Annotated in this window: 21 protein-coding genes and 1 pseudogene; 12 read left to right on the top strand and 10 right to left on the bottom strand. The window is 69.5% G+C overall.

The annotated features are described in order from the left end of the window. Positions 1-4: 4 nt before the first annotated feature. Positions 5-1234: an acetyl-CoA hydrolase/transferase family protein gene (locus BJ989_RS08425; RefSeq protein WP_343049192.1), complete on the bottom strand. Its 1230-nt coding sequence runs from the start codon at positions 1232-1234 to the stop codon at positions 5-7. Positions 1235-1371: 137 nt separating this feature from the next. Between BJ989_RS08425 and BJ989_RS08420 the strand changes: the two genes are divergently transcribed. Beyond that, positions 1372-2982, top strand: a complete 1611-nt coding sequence (locus BJ989_RS08420) for a flavin-containing monooxygenase (protein WP_179517824.1) — start codon at positions 1372-1374, stop codon at positions 2980-2982. Here the strand turns inward: BJ989_RS08420 and BJ989_RS08415 are convergent. Beyond that, a complete protein-coding gene (locus BJ989_RS08415; protein WP_179517823.1) occupies positions 2931-3419 on the bottom strand; it encodes a pyridoxamine 5'-phosphate oxidase family protein in 489 nt (162 codons plus the stop codon). The genes BJ989_RS08420 and BJ989_RS08415 overlap by 52 nt on opposite strands. A gap of 132 nt (positions 3420-3551) precedes the next feature. Here BJ989_RS08415 and BJ989_RS08410 point away from each other — a divergent pair, with 132 nt between their 5' ends. Together BJ989_RS08410 and BJ989_RS08405 are read left to right on the top strand one after the other, a co-directional pair. Beyond that, positions 3552-3971: a DUF1622 domain-containing protein gene (locus BJ989_RS08410; RefSeq protein WP_179517822.1), complete on the top strand. Its 420-nt coding sequence runs from the start codon at positions 3552-3554 to the stop codon at positions 3969-3971. Beyond that, complete coding sequence (locus tag BJ989_RS08405; protein ID WP_179517821.1) at positions 3968-4255, top strand: hypothetical protein; 288 nt, start codon at positions 3968-3970, stop codon at positions 4253-4255. The genes BJ989_RS08410 and BJ989_RS08405 overlap by 4 nt, the downstream gene beginning before the upstream one ends. Positions 4256-4287: 32 nt before the next feature. Here BJ989_RS08405 and BJ989_RS08400 read toward each other — a convergent pair whose 3' ends face one another. The 3 genes from BJ989_RS08400 to BJ989_RS08390 form a co-directional block, all read right to left on the bottom strand. Further along, complete coding sequence (locus BJ989_RS08400; protein WP_179517820.1) at positions 4288-4908, bottom strand: hypothetical protein; 621 nt, start codon at positions 4906-4908, stop codon at positions 4288-4290. A 351-nt stretch (positions 4909-5259) separates the two neighbouring features. Beyond that, the gene (locus BJ989_RS08395; RefSeq protein WP_179517819.1) at positions 5260-6402 is read right to left on the bottom strand and encodes an ADP-ribosylglycohydrolase family protein; all 1143 of its coding nucleotides are present in this window, start codon (positions 6400-6402) and stop codon (positions 5260-5262) included. A gap of 67 nt (positions 6403-6469) precedes the next feature. Further along, positions 6470-6952, bottom strand: a complete 483-nt coding sequence (locus BJ989_RS08390) for a hypothetical protein (protein ID WP_179517818.1) — start codon at positions 6950-6952, stop codon at positions 6470-6472. An 84-nt stretch (positions 6953-7036) separates the two neighbouring features. On the opposite strand from BJ989_RS08390, the gene BJ989_RS08385 reads away from it, so the two are divergent. Then, positions 7037-7726 (top strand): DUF6361 family protein, encoded by a 690-nt coding sequence (locus tag BJ989_RS08385; RefSeq protein WP_179517817.1) that lies wholly within the window; start codon positions 7037-7039, stop codon positions 7724-7726. Here the strand turns inward: BJ989_RS08385 and BJ989_RS08380 are convergent. Beyond that, positions 7617-8567 carry an integrase core domain-containing protein gene (locus BJ989_RS08380; RefSeq protein WP_179517816.1) on the bottom strand — a complete coding sequence of 317 codons (951 nt, stop codon included), beginning with the start codon at positions 8565-8567 and terminating at the stop codon, positions 7617-7619. The genes BJ989_RS08385 and BJ989_RS08380 overlap by 110 nt on opposite strands. A 435-nt stretch (positions 8568-9002) precedes the next feature. Between BJ989_RS08380 and BJ989_RS08375 the strand changes: the two genes are divergently transcribed. After that, complete coding sequence (locus BJ989_RS08375; protein ID WP_179517815.1) at positions 9003-10235, top strand: DUF6880 family protein; 1233 nt, start codon at positions 9003-9005, stop codon at positions 10233-10235. Positions 10236-10242: 7 nt separating this feature from the next. Here the strand turns inward: BJ989_RS08375 and BJ989_RS08370 are convergent, their stop codons facing one another. Next, positions 10243-10746: a hypothetical protein gene (locus tag BJ989_RS08370; protein ID WP_179517814.1), complete on the bottom strand. Its 504-nt coding sequence runs from the start codon at positions 10744-10746 to the stop codon at positions 10243-10245. A gap of 137 nt (positions 10747-10883) precedes the next feature. Between BJ989_RS08370 and BJ989_RS08365 the strand changes: the two genes are divergently transcribed. Next, the gene (locus BJ989_RS08365) at positions 10884-11396 is read left to right on the top strand and encodes a helix-turn-helix domain-containing protein (RefSeq protein WP_179517813.1); all 513 of its coding nucleotides are present in this window, start codon (positions 10884-10886) and stop codon (positions 11394-11396) included. Next, positions 11393-12028 carry a nucleotidyl transferase AbiEii/AbiGii toxin family protein gene (locus BJ989_RS08360; protein WP_179517812.1) on the top strand — a complete coding sequence of 212 codons (636 nt, stop codon included), beginning with the start codon at positions 11393-11395 and terminating at the stop codon, positions 12026-12028. Before BJ989_RS08365 ends, BJ989_RS08360 begins: the two co-directional genes overlap by 4 nt. Here BJ989_RS08360 and BJ989_RS08355 read toward each other — a convergent pair. The 3 genes from BJ989_RS08355 to BJ989_RS08345 form a co-directional block, all read right to left on the bottom strand. Continuing rightward, a complete protein-coding gene (locus BJ989_RS08355; RefSeq protein WP_179517811.1) occupies positions 12025-13209 on the bottom strand; it encodes a tyrosine-type recombinase/integrase in 1185 nt (394 codons plus the stop codon). The two genes, BJ989_RS08360 and BJ989_RS08355, sit on opposite strands and share 4 nt — an antisense overlap. Next, positions 13202-13405, bottom strand: a complete 204-nt coding sequence (locus tag BJ989_RS08350) for a helix-turn-helix transcriptional regulator (RefSeq protein WP_179517810.1) — start codon at positions 13403-13405, stop codon at positions 13202-13204. Before BJ989_RS08350 ends, BJ989_RS08355 begins: the two co-directional genes overlap by 8 nt. 388 nt (positions 13406-13793) lie before the next feature. Beyond that, positions 13794-14042 (bottom strand): hypothetical protein, encoded by a 249-nt coding sequence (locus BJ989_RS08345; protein WP_179517809.1) that lies wholly within the window; start codon positions 14040-14042, stop codon positions 13794-13796. Positions 14043-14515: 473 nt separating this feature from the next. Between BJ989_RS08345 and BJ989_RS08340 the strand changes: the two are divergent. The 5 genes and pseudogenes from BJ989_RS08340 (at position 14516) to BJ989_RS08320 (ending at position 22211) form a co-directional block, all read left to right on the top strand. Continuing rightward, a pseudogene (locus tag BJ989_RS08340) lies at positions 14516-15796 on the top strand (IS3 family transposase). A 730-nt stretch (positions 15797-16526) separates the two neighbouring features. Continuing rightward, the gene (locus BJ989_RS08335; protein ID WP_179517808.1) at positions 16527-17129 is read left to right on the top strand and encodes a DUF305 domain-containing protein; all 603 of its coding nucleotides are present in this window, start codon (positions 16527-16529) and stop codon (positions 17127-17129) included. A gap of 199 nt (positions 17130-17328) precedes the next feature. Next, complete coding sequence (locus BJ989_RS08330) at positions 17329-18096, top strand: F510_1955 family glycosylhydrolase (protein ID WP_179517807.1); 768 nt, start codon at positions 17329-17331, stop codon at positions 18094-18096. A 643-nt stretch (positions 18097-18739) separates the two neighbouring features. After that, positions 18740-19114, top strand: a complete 375-nt coding sequence (locus BJ989_RS08325) for a TetR family transcriptional regulator (protein ID WP_179517806.1) — start codon at positions 18740-18742, stop codon at positions 19112-19114. Between the two features lie 364 nt (positions 19115-19478). After that, positions 19479-22211, top strand: a complete 2733-nt coding sequence (locus BJ989_RS08320; RefSeq protein ID WP_179517805.1) for an FG-GAP-like repeat-containing protein — start codon at positions 19479-19481, stop codon at positions 22209-22211. Positions 22212-22225: the final 14 nt, after the last annotated feature.

Below are 22225 nucleotides of genomic sequence, written 5' to 3'. Positions count from 1 at the left end.
CGGCTCAGCGCGGCGGCAGCAGGCCGAGCGCGACGCCCTCCTCCCGCAGCTCCTCGCGGACCTGCGGGTGGGCGGCGTGCTCGACCAGCTGGCGCGCCTGCTCGCCCTGGTCGCGGCCGAAGACCTCGGCGACGCCCTGCTCGGTGACCACCGCGCTCATCTGGAACGACGTCACCGGCTCCTCGACCAGCGGCACGATCGTCGAGACGTCGGCCTTGGGGTGCCACGAGCGCAGCGCGATGACCGCCTGGCCGCCCGCGCTGTGGAGCGCCCCCACGATGAAGTCGGTCTGGCCGCCGAAGCCGGAGTGGATGCGCGCGGCGATCCGTGAGGCGTTGGCCTGGCCGAAGAGGTCGACCTGCAGCGCGGTGTTGACGCTCACCATCCGCGGGTTGCGCGCGATGAGGGCGGGGTCGTTGGTGGTCTCGGTGCGCAGCAGGCGCACGCGCTCGTTGCGGTCGACCCAGTCGTGCATCTCCTCGGAGCCGAAGAGGAACGACGCGGTCACCGGCACGTCGGCGTCGAGCGCGCCCGCCCGCTCGAGCGCGAGCACGGAGTCGGAGAACATCTCGGTCCACACCCGCAGCCCGCGCCGGTCGGCGAGCCCGCGCAGCGCGGCGTCGGGCACGGCACCGATGCCGGCCTGCAGCGTCGAGCCGTCGGCCACCCTCCCGGCCACGAGCTCGCCGATGCGGGCGGCCTCGTCGTCGACCCGGACGAGGGGGGCGTGCACGGGCGGCTCGTCGGCCTCGACCAGCACGTCGACGAGGTCGAGGTCGAGCTCGGCGTCGCCGTAGGTCCACGGGACGTGCGCGTCGACCTGCGCGACCACGAGCCCGCCCCGCGCCCGCACGGCCTCCACGGCGGCCGGGAGCACGTTGACCTCGGTGCCGAGCGAGACCCGGCCGCCCTCGGGCCGCGTGGTGTGCAGCAGCACCGCGTCGGGCGGGAGCGAGGTCGAGAAGAGCGTCGGCACCAGCGAGAGCCGCGACGGCACGTAGGACAGCCGCGGGCTGCGCCGCTGCCCCGGCCCGACGAAGCAGGTCTCGAGCACGACGCCCTCGCGGTCCGGGAGCCCCGGCTGCCCGTTGAGGGTCCACAGGCGGTACGCCGGCAGCGCGGCGTCGACGAGACCCAGGAGGTGCCACGGGGTGGCGTGGTTGCCGGTCACGACGACGCGGGGGTCCTCCGGCAGCCGGCGGAGGGCGGCGGCGAGGGTCAGCGAGGCGTCCACCCCTCCCATGACAGCAGGCCGGTGGGCGACCGCGACCCCCACCCGCTGCTGAACCGGTGCACACTAGCGGCCACACCCCTGCTGCCCCGCCGCCCGGAGCGACGACCGCAGCACGACGCCGCCCGCCGGAGGTCCCGATGAGCACCACCACCCCGCCCGCCGACGTCACGACCGGATCGACGGCCGAGCAGCCCGTCGGCCGCCCGGAGCAGCACGGCTCTCCCACCGAGCACGTCGACGTGCTCGTCGTCGGCGCCGGCATCTCCGGCATCGGCGCGGCGCGCTACCTCGCCGTCGAGCACCCGCACCGCACGGTGGTGGTCCTCGAGGGCCGCGAGCGCCCCGGCGGCACCTGGGACCTCTTCCGCTACCCGGGCATCCGCTCGGACTCCGACCTGCACACCTTCGGCTACGAGTTCAAGCCGTGGCGCGACGAGGAGTCGATCGCCGGGGCGCCGCAGATCCTGCGCTACCTCGAGGAGACGATGGCGGAGAACGGGATCGCCGAGAAGGTGCGCTACCGGCACCGCGTCGTCTCCGCCGACTGGTCGAGCGACGACGCGCGGTGGACCGTGACCGTCGAGCGGGGCGACACCGGTGAGCGGTTCGCGATGACGGCCGGGTGGGTCTTCGCGGGCACCGGCTACTACGACTACGAGCAGGGCTTCTCCCCCGTCTTCGAGGGCCGTGACCGCTTCGCCGGCGAGCTGGTCCACCCGCAGCACTGGCCCGAGGACCTCGAGGTCGCCGGCAAGCGGGTCGTGGTCATCGGCTCCGGCGCGACCGCCGTGACGCTGGTGCCCGCGCTGGCCGACCTCGGCGCCGACGTGACGATGCTGCAGCGCACCCCGACGTACGTCCTGCCGGTGCCGCGGGTCGACGCGATCGCGGTGGCGCTGCAGAAGTGGCTCGGCCCCGCGCGCGGCTACGCGCTGGCCCGGCGCAAGAACATCGCGCAGCAGCGGCTGGTCTGGCAGCTGTGCCAGCGCTTCCCCGGCCCGGCGCGCAAGGTGATCCGGTGGGTCAACACCAAGCAGCTGCCGGACGGCTTCGACGTCGACACCCACTTCAACCCGCCCTACGACCCGTGGGACCAGCGGTTGTGCGCCGTGCCCGACGGCGACCTGTTCAAGGCGATCCGCGCCGGGAAGGCGCACGTCGTCACCGACCGGATCACGACCTTCACCGAGACCGGCCTGCAGCTCGAGGGCGGCGAGCACCTCGACGCCGACGTCGTGGTCACCGCGACCGGGCTGAACCTCCAGCTCTTCGGCGGCATCGAGCTGGCCGTCGACGGCAAGCCGGTCGTGCCCTCCGAGACCGTCGTGCACCGCGGCACGATGCTGACCGGCGTGCCGAACTTCTCGATCGCCATCGGCTACACGAACTCGTCGTGGACGCTCAAGGTCGGCATCCTCTGCGAGTACCTCTGTCAGCTGCTGCGCCACCTCGACGAGCACGGCCTCGACACCGCCTGGGTCGAGGCCGACCCCGACATGGCGCTGCGACCCCTGCTCGACTTCGGCGCGGGCTACGTGCAGCGCTCGCTCGCCGACCTGCCGAAGCAGGGTCCCGAGGCGCCGTGGGTGATGTCGATGGACTACCAGGCCGACCGCAAGCTGCTGAGCGGCCCCCTCGTCTCGGAGGGGCTGCACTTCTCGGGGCCGGCCGACCGCGCCGCGTCGCCCGGTGTTGCTCAGCGGTCGAGCTCGACCGTCTCGTTGGTGGAGGGGAACTTCTCGGGCTGACCGCTGACGGCGGCGCGGACGCCGCCGACCAGCTTCTTCACTCGGCTGTGGGAGGACTCCCAGACCTCCGCGGTCTCGGCGTGCACCTTGAGCAGCGCGAGCCCGGCGGTGTCGAGGCCGTCGGGGAACCACACCTCGAGCGGCGCTGACCAGAGCCGCTCCGCCTGCGCCCGGTCGTGCACGACCTCGGCCGCGCCCGACACCGAGGTCCACGCGTCCTTGCCCTCGAAGGCGACGTTGACCTGCGGGTGGGCACGGACCTGCCGCACCTTGTCGGAGTCGTCGTAGGTGAAGAACCACAGGTCGCCGTCGAACTCCACCTCCTGCAGCGCCATCGGCCGGCTCACGTGGCGGCCGTCGTCGGTCATGGTGGTCAGCAGGCAGGTGCGGGCGTCGTCGACCAGTGCCGCGACCTTCGTCGTGCCGTCGGTGTCCACAGGTGCTCCTCCGGTGCTCGGGTCGGCGACGCCCTCCGCGCCGCCGACCGGCCGGTACCCGCGGCGGGCGGCGGCAGGCGTGGGGCGCTCGCGCCGACCGCGTGAGGGGGCCGCGCAGGGGTACCAGACCTCGTGCTGAGCGCTGTTGAGGTCCTGCCCGAGGAGACGCTGCGCGAGGGCGTCGACCTGCTCGTGCGTCTGGTCGAGGCCGCTGGAGCAGCGGTCATCTTCCTCGGCGCCGTCGTGGCCGTCGTGCAGTTCCTGCGCGTGCTGCCGAGCCGGCGGCCGTCGCGCTTCACCGAGGTCCGGCTCACCCTCGGCCGCTTCCTGGCGCTGGGGCTGGAGTTCCAGCTCGCGTCCGACGTGCTGCGCACCGCGGTCGCGCCGAGCTTCGAGGAGCTCGGCAAGCTGGCCGCCGTCGCCGCCATCCGCACCGCGCTGAACTACTTCCTGGCCCGCGAGATCCGCGAGGAGAGCGAGCAGGTCGCGCGCAGCCGGCACGAGCGCGCGGCCACGAGGGGCGCCGCGCCCGGCCCGGCGGACCCGCCGTGACCGCGCTGCTCGCCGGGCTCGCCGTGCTCGTGACCGGCGCGGCCGTCGTCGTGGCCGCCCTCGTGTACGCCGTCACGCGCGCGTGGTCCCCCGCCGTCCCGGTCCTGCTCGAGCTGCTGCTCGCCGCCGGACTGCTGCGGCTCGCGGCCGACCCGGACTGGCGCGCCGTCGCCGCGGCCGCTGTGCTGGTGCTGGTGCGCCGAGGGGTCACGCTCGTCGAGCGTCGCAGCGGGCGGGCAGAGGAGGCTGCCGGCGCCCCGCCGGTCCGGCTGCTCCCCACCTGAGCCGCGCGGCGTGCACCGGCGCGGCCGTCGACCTACGCCGCCGGGAAGCGGCGCGACCCCGCCACGATCATCACGAAGACGACCGCGCCGAGCGCCGCCGCCAGCAGCACCTCGCGGCCCGTGTGCCGGCGCGACGGCACGGCGAGCAGCACCAGCCCGACGGCCGCCGTGGCAAGCGGGAGGGCGAAGAGCGGCGCGAGCCCCTGCAGGCCTGCCGACAGCACGCCGACCACGCCGCCGAGCACCGCGACCCGCCGCAGCGACACGGGTGGGTCGGCGCGCGGCAGCCCCACCACCGTGACCGGTCCCCCGTCGGCGAGCTGGTCCGGGGCGAGCGCGCGCAGGAGCAGCGTCAGCGTCGCCTGGTCGGCCACGACCACGACGTCGCGGAAGCGGTCGCGCAGCGCATGCTCCCGCACGAGCGCGTCGAGCCGGTCGCCACGGCCGGCGTCGGGGAAGCGCACCGGGGCGAGCGGCACCTCGGGTCGTGCCTCGCCCGCCACCGCCTCGGTGATGCCCCGCGCCACCGCCTTGGCCTCCCCCGTCGGCGCGGTCAGCACCAGGGCGCCGCGGCCCACCTCGCGGCCGAGCACGCGGACGTCGTCGGGTCCGGCGGCGGTGCTCACGACGTGGATGCGCTGGAAGCCGGGCACGCCGCGACGATAGCGCCGGGGCGAAGGCGGGCCCGTCGCCCTCGGCCGGCGAGGACCGGCGTGCAGTGCCCGTCCCCGGAAGCACCGGAGGCGGCCACCGGAATCCGGTGGCCGCCTCTGGTGAGTGGTAGCGGGGGCAGGATTTGAACCTGCGACCTCTGGACTAACTCAGAGGCTTCGCGACTACGTCGGTCTCGGGTCGGAAGCTACCGATTCGCTCGGTTTGGTGAGGGGTTCGCCCTCGCTTCCAAACCTCACGATACCCGAGTGGTGCCGAGAGCATCCGACCGTTTCTGGACAGTAGGTGGTACCGGGTCGAATCCCCACCGCGGAGCATCGGTTCCGATCCGCTCACCATCCCGGGTACCGGTCCGTCCATCTGGTGAACGGGCCGTAGTCGCCATGGAGGCGATCGCCGGATGCGAACTCGAAGACGAAGTCATCGGCCAGGGTGAGGATCGTGTCGCGGCCCTCGACTTCGAAAGCGAGCTGGGGCGGCAACGCCGTCTCGCCGTAAAGTGCTCCGAGGATGTTGCCGCAGATCGCGCCGGTCGAGTCGCTGTCTCCCGAGTGCGTCACGGACAGGGCCAGGGCATCGACCACCTGGCTGGGTTCTGGGTAAACGAGCGAGGCATAGATCGCCATGGCTAGAGCCTCCTCGGCGACCCAGCCTCCCCTGAGCGACTCGATGTGTTCAGGGCTCGGGCCGCGGCGGGCCGTCTCGATCGCCTGCTCAATCGCTTGATAGACCTCCGCGTGGCCGTGACGAGCACGCAGCTGGGTCATCGCCTCACCGATCGCTCGATCGAGATTGTTTCCACGCATCAGCGCGCCAATGAGAACCGCCAGCGCCCCCGAAACCATCTGTCCGGTGGGGTGGCCGTGCGTGTAGCCGGCGGCCTCCGCCGCCGCGTCAAACTGCCATTCCAACGGCCACACCCAGGGAGGTACGAGACCAAACGGAGCGCTGCGCATGACCCCGCCGCACCCCTTGGAGGAGTTGGTCGCCTCCGCGCCAAACTGCTCCAACTTGCGGCGACCGCCCCGCGGGACTTCGAGTGCAGAGATGCAGGTGTTGCCGGGAGCCCTCCGGGAGTACAGCCATCGTTCGTTGATCAGCCAGCCGTCGCGCTCGCCGTCGGGGCCGTCCTGAAGCTGCGTGTCGAGCCACCGGTCGTAAGCGTGATGCAGAACCCCCACGGTGAAGCCGAGACCGCGGTCTTGGCGGACCGAGGCACGAATCATCCCGTCGACGGTGAAGAGGGTCATCTGGGTGTCGTCGGTGATGCGGCCGTAGATGCGGGCGCCGTCGACGCTTTCCGGGAGGTACTCCTTGACTCCGTCCCGTCCGCACTCGGCACGAATCCGATCGAGGCTCCAGAACTCGACCGGGCCCCCGAGGGCGTCCCCGATTGCCCCGCCCAGCAGGCTGCCTCGGACTCGAGAGCGATAGTTCTCGAGTCCGTGTCGCTCGGGCGCCCTACCGGTTGTCATGAATGCAACGCTATGGGGCAGGGCCGACAGATCCGGCGGATTCGAGCGACGAGAAGCCGCTCTGCGCTCACTCGATGGTGAGGTCGTCCGCCGCAGTTGGAAGCTCGACGTTGACCATCTTCTGCGCTTCCTGGGTGGCGAGAATTTCCTCGCGAAGCTCAGGGGCGATGTCGACCACGTGCAGTTCGACACCGAAGACATCAGCGGCCCGCCTGACCCAGCCCGTGATTGAAGAGCGGGCGTCCTCGCTAGCGAAGACGATGATCGGTCGCACGTCGGCATGGTCCGGCTCCTGTCGAAGGAGTGCCAGCTTCAGGACGTCCTGCGCGATCTTCTTCAACTGCCCGCCCTTCAGCGTTCCCTGTCGCGCGTAGGCCTCCACCGCGAATCTCCCGTCCTCGCTGCGGGCGTCGAGCTGGATGCGCACTCCCCCGCTGAGCGACAAGGCTCCGCCGCCGACCAGAACCACTCCGAGTTGGGCGGCGAGGGCGTCGATGATGGCTCGCTCGGCATCCCGCTGGACGGCGGAGTCGCTCTGGTGAGTGGTCATAGACGCCAACCTACGGCGGCCGCGGCCGAAGGACGTTCGACGGCAGCGGCCACTTCTGTCGGCCGCTCGCGGCATGATCGGACCGTGGTTTCGACGTTCGGGTGGCTCGACACAGACAGCGAGCAGCGCAGGAAGATGCTGGAAGTCGTCGACCTCTTCAAAGAAGAGGGCACCGTCGACGAGCTCGGCATCGGCTCCATTCGCGACGCTCTCGCCGACTCACTCTTCCCCGGAACGTCCGTGCTGCACACCCGCCTGCGGTACGTCATGTTCATTCCCTGGTTGATGCAGCAAGCGGCGCACAAGCCCTCCCCCACGGAAATGAGCGCCGAGTTCCGGACACTCGAGTACCGACTCATCGGCAGCCTCATGGCTGGCGGCGAAGAACTGGGAGTCATCGGCAACCGCGCTCGGAACAACCTCAAGCGCATGCCCAGTGGCATGTACTGGGCAGCTCTCGGCTCCTGGCAGATCCGGCAGGGCGACTTCTCTACAGAGGGCTACTTCCGCCGCCAACACGACTACCGCCAACTCTCGACACGAACCGTGAAGGCCGATGACCTCGAGGCGCGCGAGTTGCTCCCCGGCTCGGGCCTCGATCCTCACGTTCCGCCCGCTCCGAACGACTGGTTGAAGGCGGTCGACTTCCAGCTCATGTCCCGCGTCAAGGAGTTGGCAGGTTTTCGGTGGTTTGGAATGTCGGGACGGTCGGGCTGGCCAGGCCGAGGTGCACCTCCTTGGGCCGGTTCCAGGCCAGTGCTTCGTGGGGCCTGATCTGGTTGTACTCGATGCGGTACTCCTCGGCGTGCTTGGCGAGCATGACGGCGTCGTCGATCTCGTCGATGTAGAGCCGCTCGTACTTCAGCGTGCCGAACCCGCGCTCGCGTGACCCGTTCTGGCCGGGCGACTTCACCCGGGTGCGGACGTGGCTCAGCTCGGGGTGGGCGAGGATGAAGGCCTCGAACCTGAAGGACCGGAACGGGCCGCCGTTGTCGGTGACGATCGTGACGACCGGCTTGATCTCACCTGTCTCGGTGTCGATCTCGCAGAGATATGCGAGTGGGTGGCCGAACATGGCTTCGTAGTCGGCCAGCGCGAGTTCGACGGCATCGATCGCGTCGAACTGGTTCGCGGTCGGCGAGACGTGGAACGGATGCTCGTACTTGCTCCAATAGTCCCGACAGCCCGCCAGCCGCCAGGTGCCGCCGGTGGTGGTCTCGAACTCGGAGAAGTCCATCTGCCAGACCTGGTTCGGCCCGGTCGGGTCGTTTGCGAACGCTGCCTTGCGTCGCTCGGCAAGCTTGCGGCGTTCGCGCTGGTAGTGCGCCGGCAGGATCAGCCCCTCGTCGCGCAGGAGCCGTAGCACGGTCGCCTCGCTGACGACGTGCCCGTCGTGGCGGACCATGGCCCAGATCTTGCGGTGGCCCCAGGCCGGGCGCTTGTTGGCGTGGAAGAGCACCCGGTCGCGAGCCGACTCGCGCGCCGGCTGCGGCCACGGTCCCTTGGTCTGGCCACCGGCCCTGGTCTTGGCCTGCCAACGTCGCCATGTCCGCTCGGGCATGGCGATGAGCTGGCAGAACCTCGCGGTCGACATGCCCGCCTCGATGCGGATCACCTCGAGGTCCTCGAAGGGCCCAACCTGCCCTCCGCTGACTTCTTCCACACGCGTAGCTCGACCGCGGCCTCGCCGAGCGCCTGGGTCAGATCAGCGACCTCGGCCTCGAGCTGCTGCTCCCGTGTCGACGGCCCGGACCTGCCGGCCGCCAGCGCCGTCTTCCCGGCTTCGAGGAAGTCGGCCTTCCACCGGCCGATGGACTGCTCGCTGACCTTCTCCCGCCGAGCCGCCTCGGCGAGCGGTCATCTCTCCGGCCAACACGCTCAGCACGATCCGAGTCTTCTGCTCGGCCGGGATCACAGGGGGTCTACCCATGTCGTGGATTCTCCTTCAGGGACTGACTAAACGTCCCTGCCAGAAATCCTGACGCGCGACAGACGGGGCGGGGCGCCGAGGGGTTGAAGGGATGGATCCTGGGGTGTGAAGAATGAGCGGGTGACCTCGCTGGCCGACGCCGTTCTCCCGTTGATCCGGACCCGCTCGGATCTTCACAGCTACAGCGCCGCCTACTCGCACGGCAGGGACATGCACGAGGCGATCGACATCCTGGAGCAGGCGATCCCGACGACGGACCCTGTCGAGATCTATGCCGTGACCCACAAGGCGCTCGCGTCCTCAGTCAGGGTCATCGCTCGCGCGGACGACTCCGCCGGGATCATCGGCGACGCCTGTCGCCGATTGCTGGAACTCCACCCGCAGGCGGCCGCTGCAGCCCGGACGCCGGTCGGCAAGCTGATCGACTGGATGATCAAGTTCCAGTTCGACGACGACGGGGTCGACTACTTCGAACTCGACCCGGTGGCCTACGCGTCGGCGCTCGGCGACGCCGGCATGGCCGCCTATCGGAAGAGCCTGGCGGAGGTCGAGGCGACGCTCGGGCCGCGCCCATCGGAGGGCGAGCGATTGTCGTCAGCTCACTCGCACGCGTGGTTCACACTCGACTGGAACGCGCAGCGGCTCGCCGTCCTCGACCACGACATTGACGCGATCATCCGCACCCATGCGAAGGACCGGAAGGTCGCGGCGTGGCTGCAGGACACGGCGGAGGCGTTCGAGGAGATCGGCGAGATCGATCTGGCCATCGACTGGGCGAAGCAGGCCACGGACCTCGACCGCGGGCACCAGTCGCTCAAGGCCGCGGACTACTGGTGCGGTCTGCTGGAAGCCCACCGACCGAGCGAAGCGCTGGACGCCCGGCTCTCGGTGTTCCGCAAGTGGCCGTCTTCGTCGTCGGCGGCACGGGTGCACAAGGCGGCGGGCAAGTCCTGGCCGGACTATCGCGACGAGGTTGTAGCGACGCTGGCGGCGAGTCCGCGGGACGCGGTCCTGTTCGCGCTCCTCACCCTGAAGGAGCCCGAGTTCGCCTGGAACCTCGCTCACTCGTTGGCCCTCGATAGCGACCACACCTGGAGTGAACTGGTGAAGGCGTACGAGAAGGTCGACCCGATCGCCACGCTGCCGATCCATCAGCGCCTCGTCGAGAACGAGCTGGTCGAGGCCAGCGCCCAGCACTACCGGCTGGCAGCCCGGAGACTGGCCAAGATGCGGAAGCTCAGTGCCGGGTCCGAGAAGTCGGCGGAGGTCAACGACCTGATCGCGGACCTGCGCGAGATCCATCGGCGTCGCCCGCGGTTGCAGCAGGAGTTCGACCGGGCAGGGCTGCCCTGACGGCGCGTCAGTCTCCGTCGGCCCGAGGCGACCTGCCGCGGGTGACCTTGACGTGGGGCGGCAGCGGCTCGTTCGGGTCGCTGGTCGCCTCCGCACGTTCGGCAACCTCGGCTTCCGCAGCGAGCAGCGCGGCTATGTGGCGGCGCGGCGCGACAACGGCTGCAGGTGCCTGGAGCACACCCCCGTAGCCTTCTACGTCGCTCTCCTTCGGTGTCCATGTGCGATGCCGTTCGGCCACCCACTCGGCACCGTCATAGTCGGCGATTCCCCAGTCGACGCCGTCGGGGATGCAGATCACGACGAGCTCGGCGTTGGGGCCGCTCGCGGCCTGGCCGAGGGTCTCCACGACGTCAACGAGGCGAGAATCGTTTCTGCGGAGCGCGTTCTCGCCGATGACTCGGCATGGCTGCATGAACGACGACTTCTCGTCGACTTCCAGTCCGAGCGCAGCGGCGGCTTCGCGGGACAGCCCGAAGCCTCCGGGCTTCGCGTTCACGACGATCTTCTGCACAGCCGGCCCCTCTGCTCCTCTGACTGCCTCCTGGGCGCGATCGACGCTACGGATCGCCTCCGACATGACCAAGCGATTTCCGGTGGCGCGCCGGCGAGACCTTGAGGAGCGATATCTAAGCGGATATCGTGGTGGACATGGCCGGGACGATCATCGCGCGCGCACGCCGCGGCAGTGGACTGTCGCAGCGGGAACTGGCGCGCCGTTCGGGCACCTCGCAGCCAACGCTCTCGACCTACGAGCACGGCACCAAGTCGCCGACGCTCGCTGTGGCCGAGCGGATCGTCAACAGCAGTGGCTTCGATCTCGACCTCGTGCCCCGCGTCGAGTTCACCATCCACTCCGGTGCCCGTGGCGAGCCGTTCGTCGTCCCTGATCGCCTGTGGCGTCTCGACACTGCCACAGCCTTCGCGACGGTGACGCTGCCCCAGCATCTGCACTGGTCCGGCCCGTCGCGTCCCTACAACCTTCGCGACCGGCGCGACCGGGCCAGGGTCTACGAGATCGTTCTTCGCGAAGGTGAGCCGGCCGACCTGCTCGCCTACCTGGACGGGGCCCTGCTCGTCGACCTCTGGGACGACCTCGTCATCCCGCGGACGATCCGCAGCGCCTGGGAGCCGCTCATCGTGTCATTCGGTGCCATCGCGTGAGCGACTCAAGGCTGAGCGACTTCCAGGTCGAACTGGCCAACGTGTTCTTCGCCCTGCCCGAGTCGGCAGGCTTCCTGCTCGCCGGCGGCGGGGCTCTGATCGCCCAGGGGATCGTGCCGAGGCCGACCGAAGACCTCGACTTCTTCACATCGCGTCGCGCGGGCAGCGTCGAGGCGGCAAGCGAAGCGCTCATCGCCGCGGTCACGGCTCGCGGGTGGAGCCACAAGTTGGTGCGGACCGGCGAGGAGTTTCGGCGGTGGTCGATCACCGGCCCGGAGACGGTTCTCGTGGACCTCGCGGTCGACAGTCCCGCCGCCAGCACTCCGACCGTCACGATCGCCGGGCCGAGCTTCGCTCCCGACGAACTCGCGATCCGCAAGACGCTCGCGCTGTTCGGCCGTGCGGAGCCGCGTGACTTCGTCGACGTCTACGTGCTGCACCAGCGGTTCGACCGCGAGGAGACGCTCCGGAAGGCGGCCGAGGCCGATCCGGGCTTCGATCTCGCGATGTTCGCCGCGACGCTGCGGACCCATGGCCGCATCCAGGACCAGGACTTCCCGGACGTCGGCGTACCCATCACCGACATCCGGACCTACTTCGACGCCTGGGCCGACGAAATCGACCCGCGTTAGTCGTCCTCCCGAGCGAACGCTTGGTCGAGCAGCTCGGCGGTCAGCGGGTTCACCTGCTCGTTGCGGCGGACGTAGTGCTCGACGGTCACCTTCGGGTCGGTGTGACCGAGCAGTTCGGAGGCGAGATTGAGACTTGCCTGCTCGTTCACCACGGTGGCGACGGTCCGCCGGAACATGTGGGGCGTGACGCCCTCGATGCCAGCGTCGCCGAGGACCTTGCGGAGCTGCCGGCGCACGTTCGCGGTCGTCAGCGGCGTGCCCTCGCGGCTGCAGAACACCAGGGCGTCGAGCGAGTGGTCCCGCATGATCGCCATCCGCCGACGCAAGGCCTCGGCGGTGAAGCTCGGCAGCGCGATCACCCGGCTCGACGCGTCGGTCTTGGGATGCTCCTGGCGATAGCTCCCCGTGCCACGCTCGGAGATCACCGTTCCGCAGATCCGCAGCGTCGCGGCCGGCGTGGTCAGGTCTAGGTCGCGGCGGCGGATGGCCAGCACCTCGCCGATCCGGGCGGAGGTGCCGAGCATGACCTCGACGATCTGGCCGAGCTGTCCATCGGGGTTCGGGCCGGAGGTGCCCGTTGCGGACTCCCAGGCCTTGATCACCGCGCGGATGGCGTTGACCTCCGCCGCGGTCAGGGCGGTCGGTGTGCGCTTCGGCTTGTGGAGGCGGGAGACGTTGTCGATCGGGTTGCGCGGGAGCACCTCGTGCCTCACCGCGAGTGCGAACGACTGCCGCAGCACGGTCCGAGCGCGCTTGGCCGACGAGTACGAGCTGTTGCCCAACTGCTTCAGCAGGGCATCGCAACGGGCGACCCCGATCTCGCGCAGGGTGAAGCCCTGGAACGCCGGCAGGGCCAGGCGGCGCATGTCGCGCTCGTAGTTGAACCGGGTCGCGGGTGCGATCCGGCCTTCGAGGTCGAGGTCGGCGAGCCAGTAGTCGACGAGCGCCGGGAACGGGCTGTCCGGCGTCAGCGTCGTGTCGACGGGCTGGAAGGCGTTGCGCTGCGTGAGCTTCTTCTTCAGCGCCACCTCTGCCGCCGGCCGTGACGACGCGGTCGCCTGGACGAGACGGGTCCGGCCGTCCCAGTCCCGGAAACGCGTGCGCGCCTCGACCTTGCCCCTGCCGCGCGTGATGAACGCGATCTCGCCGTACCCGCCGATCGGGATCCGCGGCCTACTCATGGTCGGCCTCGTGGTGGTCCTCGAGCCACTGCTGCACGTCTCTGACCGCGAACCGCAGGTGCTTACCGAGCTTGAAGGCCCGCGGCGCCCGACCGGAGAGCCGCCAGTCGTAGATGGTCTGCACGGGGACACCGAGGTAGTCGGCGAGCTCCTCGACCCCGATCAGGGGCTCGAGCCCCAGCTTCGTCGTACTCATGCCGAGTAGGTGGACGACCGCTGCCGAGCGAGCCCGAAGCGACCGGAAGCAACGGCGCTGTTGCCCGCCTGGGCGGCGCTGCGCACCTGTCAATGTGATGGGTAAACGATGGGATCGCATCTCGCCCCCAAAGCGAAAGTCCAGGTCAACCATGGGCTGACCTGGACTTCCTTCGTAGCGGGGGGAGATCGCAGACCTGCGATCTCTCTGTTGCCCCTCGTCCTGATCCCGCGGCGCTGGACGCCTGCCAGGGCAACTGCCACCCGTTCGTCATGACCCGATCGAAGCACAGACCTGCGACACCGCCGCCCCTACGGCCCTGTCGCGCCCGTGTCGCGGGCGGGCAACGAGGGGCCGCGCCCGGGGCATGTCCTTGCGGCCCGCCCGGCTATCGCTTGCGAAGGTCGAAGGCAGACAGCGGCCGGCGCTTGCCCTCTCCGGTGAGCGCACCGAGCTTGGAGAGGAACTCTTCCTCATCGACCGATACCGACAACCCGACTTCAGCGGACGTGAGAATTGTGAGCACTCCAGCATCCTCGGTGGTGGTCGCGCCGGGGGGCACCGAGAGACGGTGCGTGACCGGCCAGCCAACCGCGCGCGAGACGGCGATCCGTACAGCTTCCTTCCTGGTCGCCACGACCCTCTGGTACTTGGCAACGGGATCAGGCAAGAAGGCAGCCTGCGTCGACAGCTCAACACCATCAAGTTTGAGGGAGGTGCCACGGGGGTGGCAGAGAACCGCACCTTCCCTAGGGCATTGGGTCCCCCTCGGGCGACGCGCACAGCCCAATCAGCGGTGAGATCGTCGAGCGCCAACGATCGGAGCGTGGTCGACTCTCGCGCCAGGCCGCGCAGCCGGCCAGCCAGCACAGCTGCAGTTACGCGGGTGAGGTCATCTGCACCTGTCTGTTCGTCCGGCCACACAAGGAGCTCTCTCAACTCGGATCGCAGAAGCACCAGTAGTAGCGCTTTTGCACTCACCAGGGCCCGAGCAGTGGGGCGAAACGGCTCGAAGTCGACCTCGACGTTTACAATAGAGCGCACGCGCTGGAGGTTTGAACCGCACTGGGTTTCCTGGAGGCTCGTGACCTTGGAAACGAGGATGAGCACATGCCCAAGGAGCAGGTGCCCGGGAAGCCGCAGACGCGGCGATACTCCCCGGAGGAGAAGGCAGCGGCGGTCCGGATGGTCCGCACGTTGCGTGCAGAGCTCGGGACCGAGCATGGGACGGTCCAGCGGGTCGCCTCGCAGTTGGGCTACGGCGTGGAGTCGGTGCGTCAGTGGGTCAAGCAGGCCGACGTCGACGACGGCCACACCCCGGGTGTGAGCACGGTGGAGGCGCGGCGGATCCGAGAGCTCGAGCAGGAGAACCGCGAACTCAAGCGAGCCAACGAGATCCTGAAGCGAGCGGCCTCTTTCTTCGGGGCGGAACTCGACCGCCAACACAAGAAGTAGTCGCGTTCATCGACGCCAACCGCGACGACGTCGTGGAGGGTAAGAAGCTCGGAGCCGAGTCCATCTGCACCACGCTCACCAGGGCGGGGCTGCAGGTGGCTCCGAGCACCTACTACGCCGCCAAGACCCGGCCGAACTCAGCAAGGGCGACGCGTGATGCGGTGCTTCGCCCGGCGATCCGCCAGCTGTGGGAGGACAACTACAGGGTCTACGGCGCGAGGAAACTGTGGAAAGCCGCAAGGCGTGGCGGCTGGGAGGTCGGGCGTGACCAGGTCGCACGGCTGATGCGCGCCGAAGATATCGCCGGCGCGATGCGGACCAAGCGGGTCCGCACGACCCGGCGTGACGACACAGCGGCGCGTCATCCGGACCTGGTCAAGCGGGACTTCACCGCCACCGGCCCGAACCAGCTCTGGGTCACCGACCTGACGTTCGTGCCAACGTTCGCCGGGATCGCCTACGTGTGCTTCATCGTCGACGCCTACTCCCGCACGATCGTGGGGTGGCGGGTCGCCTCGCACATGCGCACCGAGATGGTGCTCGATGCCATCGAGATGGCCCGCTGGTCCCGCGGCACCCGGCTGACCGGGCTGCGATGCCACAGCGATGCCGGGTCGCAATTCACGAGCCTGCGCTACGGCGAGCGGCTGGCCGAGATCGGTGCCGTGCCGTCGATCGGGACCGTGGGGGGACTCCTTCGATAACGCGCTCGCCGAGACCGTGAACGGCTACTACAAAGCCGAACTGATCCGCGGGCCTGCCCGGCCGGGGCCGTGGCGCACCATCGAGGACGTCGAGCTCGCGACCCTGGGGTGGGTGCACTGGCACAACCACCAGCGGCTGCACGGCTACCTCGACGACGTACCGCCAGCAGAGTTCGAGGGGAGGTCCTACGCTACCCAGCAGGGCGACCAGGCCCTGGTTGAAATCAAATGACCAGAGCCTCCATCAAACCCAGTGCGGTTCAGCCTGACGTGAGCGGCCCCGCGTGCGACCCTGACCATCTTGGCGGGGTGATTTGAGCGGGTCAGACCGGATTCTGCGGTCGGAACTACGAACTCGAGTCATCTACGCACGTGAAGTTCGGACTCACTGTTCGGAGAGCGAGGGTCTTGGCATCACCGGGGCTCTCGCTGGCGTTCAAGCCGATACTGCGGCAGATCTGGCCACCGCGACTGTGGTTGTTGCAGGGCTGCTCCTAGACTCGTGGCGTGCACTGGTCCGCGTCGAACGCTTCACCTGCCGGGTGGCTTGCGTCCGCTCTGTTGGTGCTCCTTGGGTTGTTTGGCATGCACGGACTGTCCGCGCATGGGTCCCACGCGGACCCGGCGCCGGCTCGAGCCGGCGCGGTGGCACACATCGAACAGGTGATCGTTGGGGGGTCGCACGCCGCCACGCAGTCGGGCCAGCCGGACCGCGCAACCGATGCCCTCGTGACCGGTCTTTGCCTGGCGATCCTTTGGTTCGTCGCGACGACGGTGGGACGGGTTCGACGGGGCTGGTCGGTGGGCTGGGTCGGCTTTCTCGGGTCATCTGCCCTCCCCCTCCCCGCTCCAGCGCGGACGCACCGACCACACCCACCGCCATACGCCCTCCAGGTGATGCGCTGCTGAGCGTGCCTTCGTGCGCGAACAGCAACCGATCCGCTACCTGAGAGGAATTGAACATGCACACAACACAACTTCGCCGCGCCACCGCCGGCACCGTCACGGCCCTGCTCGCCGCGATCACCCTCGCCGCCTGCTCCAGCGACGAGGCTTCGTCCGGGGCCGACCACAACGAGGCCGACGTGGCCTTCGCCAGCGACATGATCGTCCACCACGCGCAAGCGCTGGACATGGCGCAGATGGTCGACGGCAAGGAGGTCTCGTCCGAAGTAGAGGAACTCGCCGCCGAGATCGAGGCCGCGCAGGCACCCGAAATCGAGCAGATGAGCGGCTGGCTCGAGCAGTGGGGCGAGGACGTGCCGGACCCGGCTGCCATGGACCACTCCGGCATGGACATGGGCTCTGGTGACATGGGAATGGATATGGAGATGCCCGGCATGATGACCGCCGAGGACATGGCCGCTCTCGAGACGGCCGAGGGTGCCCAGTTCGAGCAGCTGTGGCTCTCGATGATGGTCGAACACCACCAGGGGGCCATCGAGATGGCCGAGACCGAGCAGGACCAGGGCGAATTCGACCCCGCCGTCGACCTCGCCGGCGAGATCGCCGACGCGCAAGCTGAGGAGATCGAGCGGATGCAGGCGTTGCTCGAGCAGCTCTGACCCCTACGGCGGCCCCGTGACATGCGATCGCACCTGTCCCGGGGCCGCCACCCTTTCACCGTTGACCACGGGAGCTTCCGTGCCGCAACACCGTTTCCGCGCCTTGTCACGACTGGCTGTCGGGGTGACCCTGACGGCGCTGACACTCGGGGCATGCAGTGAGCCTGCGAGCAGGCCAGGCGGCCTCTCCTCCGGTTCCGTGCCCGTGCTGCCCGCGATGGGACACGTGCACGGCATTGGGATGAACCCGGCCGACGACGACGTCTACGTCGCTACTCACACGGGCGTGTACCGCGTCTCGGATGATGCGGCTCCGCGAAGGGTTGCGGACCGCTACCAGGACACGATGGGCTTCACCGTGGTTGGGCCCGACCAATTCCTCGCCAGCGGTCACCCCGACCTCCAGGAGCGCAGCGAGCTCGATCTCCCGATCCACCTCGGACTCATCGCCAGCGACGACGCCGCGCAGACCTGGCAGGCCCGTTCGCTAGCCGGCGGGGCCGACTTCCACGCGCTGGACGTCGCGGACAACACGGTCTTCGGCTACGACTCGCTCACCGGGCGGGTCCTGCGGTCGTCCGGACAGGAAGCATGGACGGAGCTGTACGCCGGACCAGTGCTCGACCTCGCGGCTCATCCCGCACGAACCGGCGCCGTCCTCGTCTCCGACCCGGAGGGCCGCCTGACACTGCACCGCGACGGAGCCCGGTCGACGCCCTTGCCGAACGCGCCGCGCCTCGGCCCCGTCGACTGGCCCACCGACACGCTCCTGGTCGGCGCCGACGCCCGAGGTGGGCTCCACCGCAGCGCGGACCGAGGACGCACCTGGGTCGCCGCAGGGTCGGTCTCCGGACCGGTGCAAGCGCTCGACGTGAGCGACGAGGTCTGGCTGGCTGCGACGGACACCGCCGTGCTCCGGTCGTATGATGAAGGCGCCAATTGGCAGCCACTCGTCCGCTTTCGCTGACCAGCTGCTGCTGCCGTGTTGCCGAGTCCGATCACGGGAAAGCGGCATCCCTGTTCGAGGTCAGCGGCCTACCGACATACGCTCCGCCCGGAGCCCGGGCTCGCTCCGCGCGGTCCTTGCGCCAGCCGTACCTTGTCACCCCGCGAGGCTTGACACAACGTTGAGCACAATAAGACTCATCAAGCACACCCGGCGGAGCATGGCGTGCCCGACGTCGCTGCCCATCCGCAACAGCACCTCGTCATTTGCCACTCGAGCGAGGTCACCCTGGTGCTCACGTCCGGCATGTGCAGCACCAGCACCGCTGCCAGCACGGTGATGCCCACCAGGGACACCACGACCCACCAACGTCGCAACAGCCCCCACCTGCTCGTCCTCGCCAACGCCACACCGGACACGACCGTGGCAACTGCGAGAGGCACGATCACTCGCCAACCGATCACGTCCATCCCGACCCACACAGCCTGCACGACCCCAGGGTCTTGAGTCGCCGGCACAGCCAGCGCCAGCGAGAGGTAGGCGAGAACGGCGCCGACCCACCTTACCGAGGCCGTTAGGTGGGCAGAGAGGAGCAGGCGCCGGCCACGCGGCCCCGCCTTCACCTCGCGAACCAGTTGCCACCGTCGAGGAGCATCGCCGCGACGTGCGAGCGGCCGTCCTCAAGGCCGCCATGACACTGGCCCACGCCCGCGGCGTCAGAGGCATCTCCATGGGCCTCATCGCCAACGCGGCCGGCATCAGCCGCGCGGCGTTGTACAAGTACTTTCCAGGCGTCGATGACATTCTCGTCGCCGCGCATGCCGAGCACGTCGCGAGCCACCTCGCAGCCCTCGAAGCGGCGCGTTCCTGCGCCAGCACCCCCGGCGACGCGCTGGCGATCTTGTTGGGCAGCTACGGCCAAATTTGCGCGCATCGTGGCCACCAGTGCCGCTCGACGTCGACGCCCTCGTCCACGCCGGGCACAGCACGCACGTCATCGATCTGCCATCCGCGACCTGCTCACCTGCGCTATCACTGAGGCGCAGGTCGCGGGACAAGCGCGTGATGACCTCGACGCGCCCGAGCTCGCCTCGGTGGTCGAACACGCCATGAGCGCTGCGACCGACGTTCAGGACGATGCCGCGCTGTCCCGGCTCATCTCGCTGGTGAGCGAGATGCTGCACCTCGACCAGGCCTGAACTCTTCGGTCAGGTCACGCGCCGGTCGGCTTCGCGCGACCAGGGCTTCAGAACGCATGCTGCTGAACGTCGAAGTTCGTGCGACACGAACATCGGCGAAGGAGCCCGCTCCTACTAATCGGCTTAGTATGGTGTGCCTGATGTGACTGCCGGTACGTCCCTGCTCTCCTGACTTGCGAAGGATGCCGCGCGATGACTCGACCGGTGAGCCCCGAATCGTGGCGGTTCCGAGCGCTGGCCCTCTTGGTGACCCTTGCCCTCGTCGGCGTGACGGCCGTCGTCGCGTTGCCTCGCGCTGCACCCGAGGGTCGTCGGGCGGTGGCGCTGGTGTCGATGGCGCCGATCGACGTCGTCGTCGAGGAGTACCCGGTGTTGCCGACTGTGCCGGGGAGGCTCGGCTACTCCCGAACTGCCGGTGGGCGAACGGATGCACTGAGGGTGGTGCGGTCGCTGGCGGTGCCGGCAGCGGGCTACGCCACCGTCGGCCTGGTGTGGGATCGGGACGAGTCCCCGCGGGCACCGGATCTGCGTCTCGAGGTCCGCACCATGACCGCAGGCGAAGCAAGCCAGTGGGTCGACATGGAGTACGACGCCGAGCACGACGCTGATCTCTCGACGCCCGAAGGACGTCGTTCTCGGGCCGGAACGGATCCCTACCCGGTCGGGCGGGTCGACTCTGTGCAGGTCCGGGCCACCGTGCCCCCCGGCCAACGGGTGCCCCCGAGCTTGACCCTGTCCGTGGTGGATCCAGGAACCCCTCGGCTTGTCCGCGAGGAAAGAGCGGAGCTCGCGCCCGCGGGCGACGCGGCCACCGTCGGCCAAGACGGGGAGCGATCCGCGACCGCGCCGCCGATCTTCTCTCGGCGTCAGTGGGGGGCCGACGAGACGCTCCGCGACAAGGACTCGCTCCACTTCGGCACCGTTCGCATGGGTTTCGTCCACCACACTGTCAACGCGAACGACTACACGGCTGCTGACGTCCCAGCGCTGCTGAGGGGGATCTACGCGTACCACACGCGGTCGCGTGGGTGGAGCGACATCGGCTACAACTTCCTCGTCGACCGTTTCGGCCGCATCTGGGAAGGGCGTGCCGGCGGCGTAGAACGTGCGGTGGTCGGCGCTCACACGCGTGGCTTCAACGAGGACTCGTTCGCGATGTCGGCCCTCGGCAACTTCGAGACCACCCGCCCCACCCAAGCGATGCTCGACGCGTACACCTCACTGTTCGCGTGGAAGCTCGACCTCCACGGCGTCATGCGCTCCGGACGGGTCACCGTCGACGGCAACAGCTTCGACGTGGTCAGCGGACACAGCGACGCCGACAGCACTGCATGCCCCGGCCGGTACCTCTACCAGCGGCTGGCGGACATCCGAGCACGGGTCGCAGCCGCAACACCCGAGCCCAGTCGACCACCTACCGAGGGTCCACCGACATCGAGCACACCTCCCGTGCCCACTCGACAGGTCCTCGGCTCACCGATAGCCGACGTGCTCCTCCGCGACCCCGGCACCAAGAGGCTTCAGGTGCTGCCTGGCGGAGGTGGCTTGGTATTCGCGGCTCCGGCCCCGATCGACGGCGTCCCTGCCGGTGCGCGGCTCGTGCTGGCGCCGGGCGACCTCAACCGCGACGGCCGCCGAGACCTGGTGCTGGAGGTCGATGGGGTGCTCCGCAGCTACCTCAGCACGCGGCGCGGACCCCTGCGCGCTGGCCCCCGCGTCGACGATCTACGTGGCCTTGACCAACTCGTGGGCGCGGGAGACGTCGACCGGGACGGGTTCGCCGACGTCCTCGGTCGCCGAAGCGACGGCAGCGTCGTGCTGCTCTCTGGTCAGCGCGGCGGAGCGCTGACCAGATCACGCCTCATGCGCACCGACTGGTCCGACATCTCCACCGCGACCCCGCTTGCCGATCACGATGGCGACGGCATGTGGGAGGTGCTCCTCACTCGTGATGGTCGCGCCTGGACCCACGACATCGGTGCGCGGCGACTCGGCGACCCCGTACCGGTTCCTGGTTCGTGGCCCTTCAACGCCATCGCGAGCGGCGTGGACCTCACGCTCGACGGACACCCTGACCTAGTCGCTCGGAGACCCGGCGGGGCACTCGTCATCTTGCCGGGCCGGCCCGGTGGCGGGTGGACCAGCGCAGTGGGAGCCGTTCCCGGGCTCCGTGACGTAACGCCGGTCGCCCTCGGCAGGTGGGGTCGCCGGACGACGCGCAACGCGTCGGTTCTCGCGACGGCTCCCTCTGGAGATCTTGTGCTGTTGTCGCGCGTCGGCCGAGCCGACGTGGAGCCCGCGGTGCGGACGCGAGTCTCCCTGCGTCGCGCTCGAGCCGTGCTGAGTGCGGGGGACTGGGACCTTGACGGCGACGGCGATGTCGCGTTCCTACGAGGCGACGATCGTGTGCTGCTCGTGCCCGGGAACGGCGAAGGTGGTTTCGACGCCCCCAAGCTCCTCGCAGGCAACCCGAAGGGCCTCACGCAGGTGCGAGGTGCGGGCGACCTCACAGGTGACCGATGGCCGGACGTGGTCGGCATCAGCAACGGCCGGACCGTTATTGCACCCGGGCGTGGACTCGGCAGGTTTCGGCGCTCGATCGATCTAGGACCCGCAGCCCGTCACCTCGCCGGAACTGTCCAGTGGGACCGCGACCGCAAGCCGGACCTGGTCCAAGTCTCGGCGGGCGGGCAGGTGCGGCTCCGCCGCGGCACCGGGACAGGACGATTCGGGGCCGCACGCGTCGTGGGCCGGGTGCCGCGGTGGGCGATCGACGTGATCGCCGCCGGGGACCTGACGGGTGACGGACGAGCAGACCTGCTGCTACTGCGTAGCAGCAGCAGTGGGGCCGACCTGTGGCTGCTACCGCGCAGTGGCCCACGCTTCTCCGGTCTGCGGCGGCTTGCGGCGCCGTCTGCGGCGGACCTGGTGGGCTGAAGCGACGCCCGCGC

It is taken from the genome of Nocardioides perillae, assembly GCF_013409425.1.
GTDB lineage: Bacteria > Actinomycetota > Actinomycetes > Propionibacteriales > Nocardioidaceae > Nocardioides > Nocardioides perillae.
This window is presented reverse-complemented; position numbering and strand designations above follow the sequence as displayed.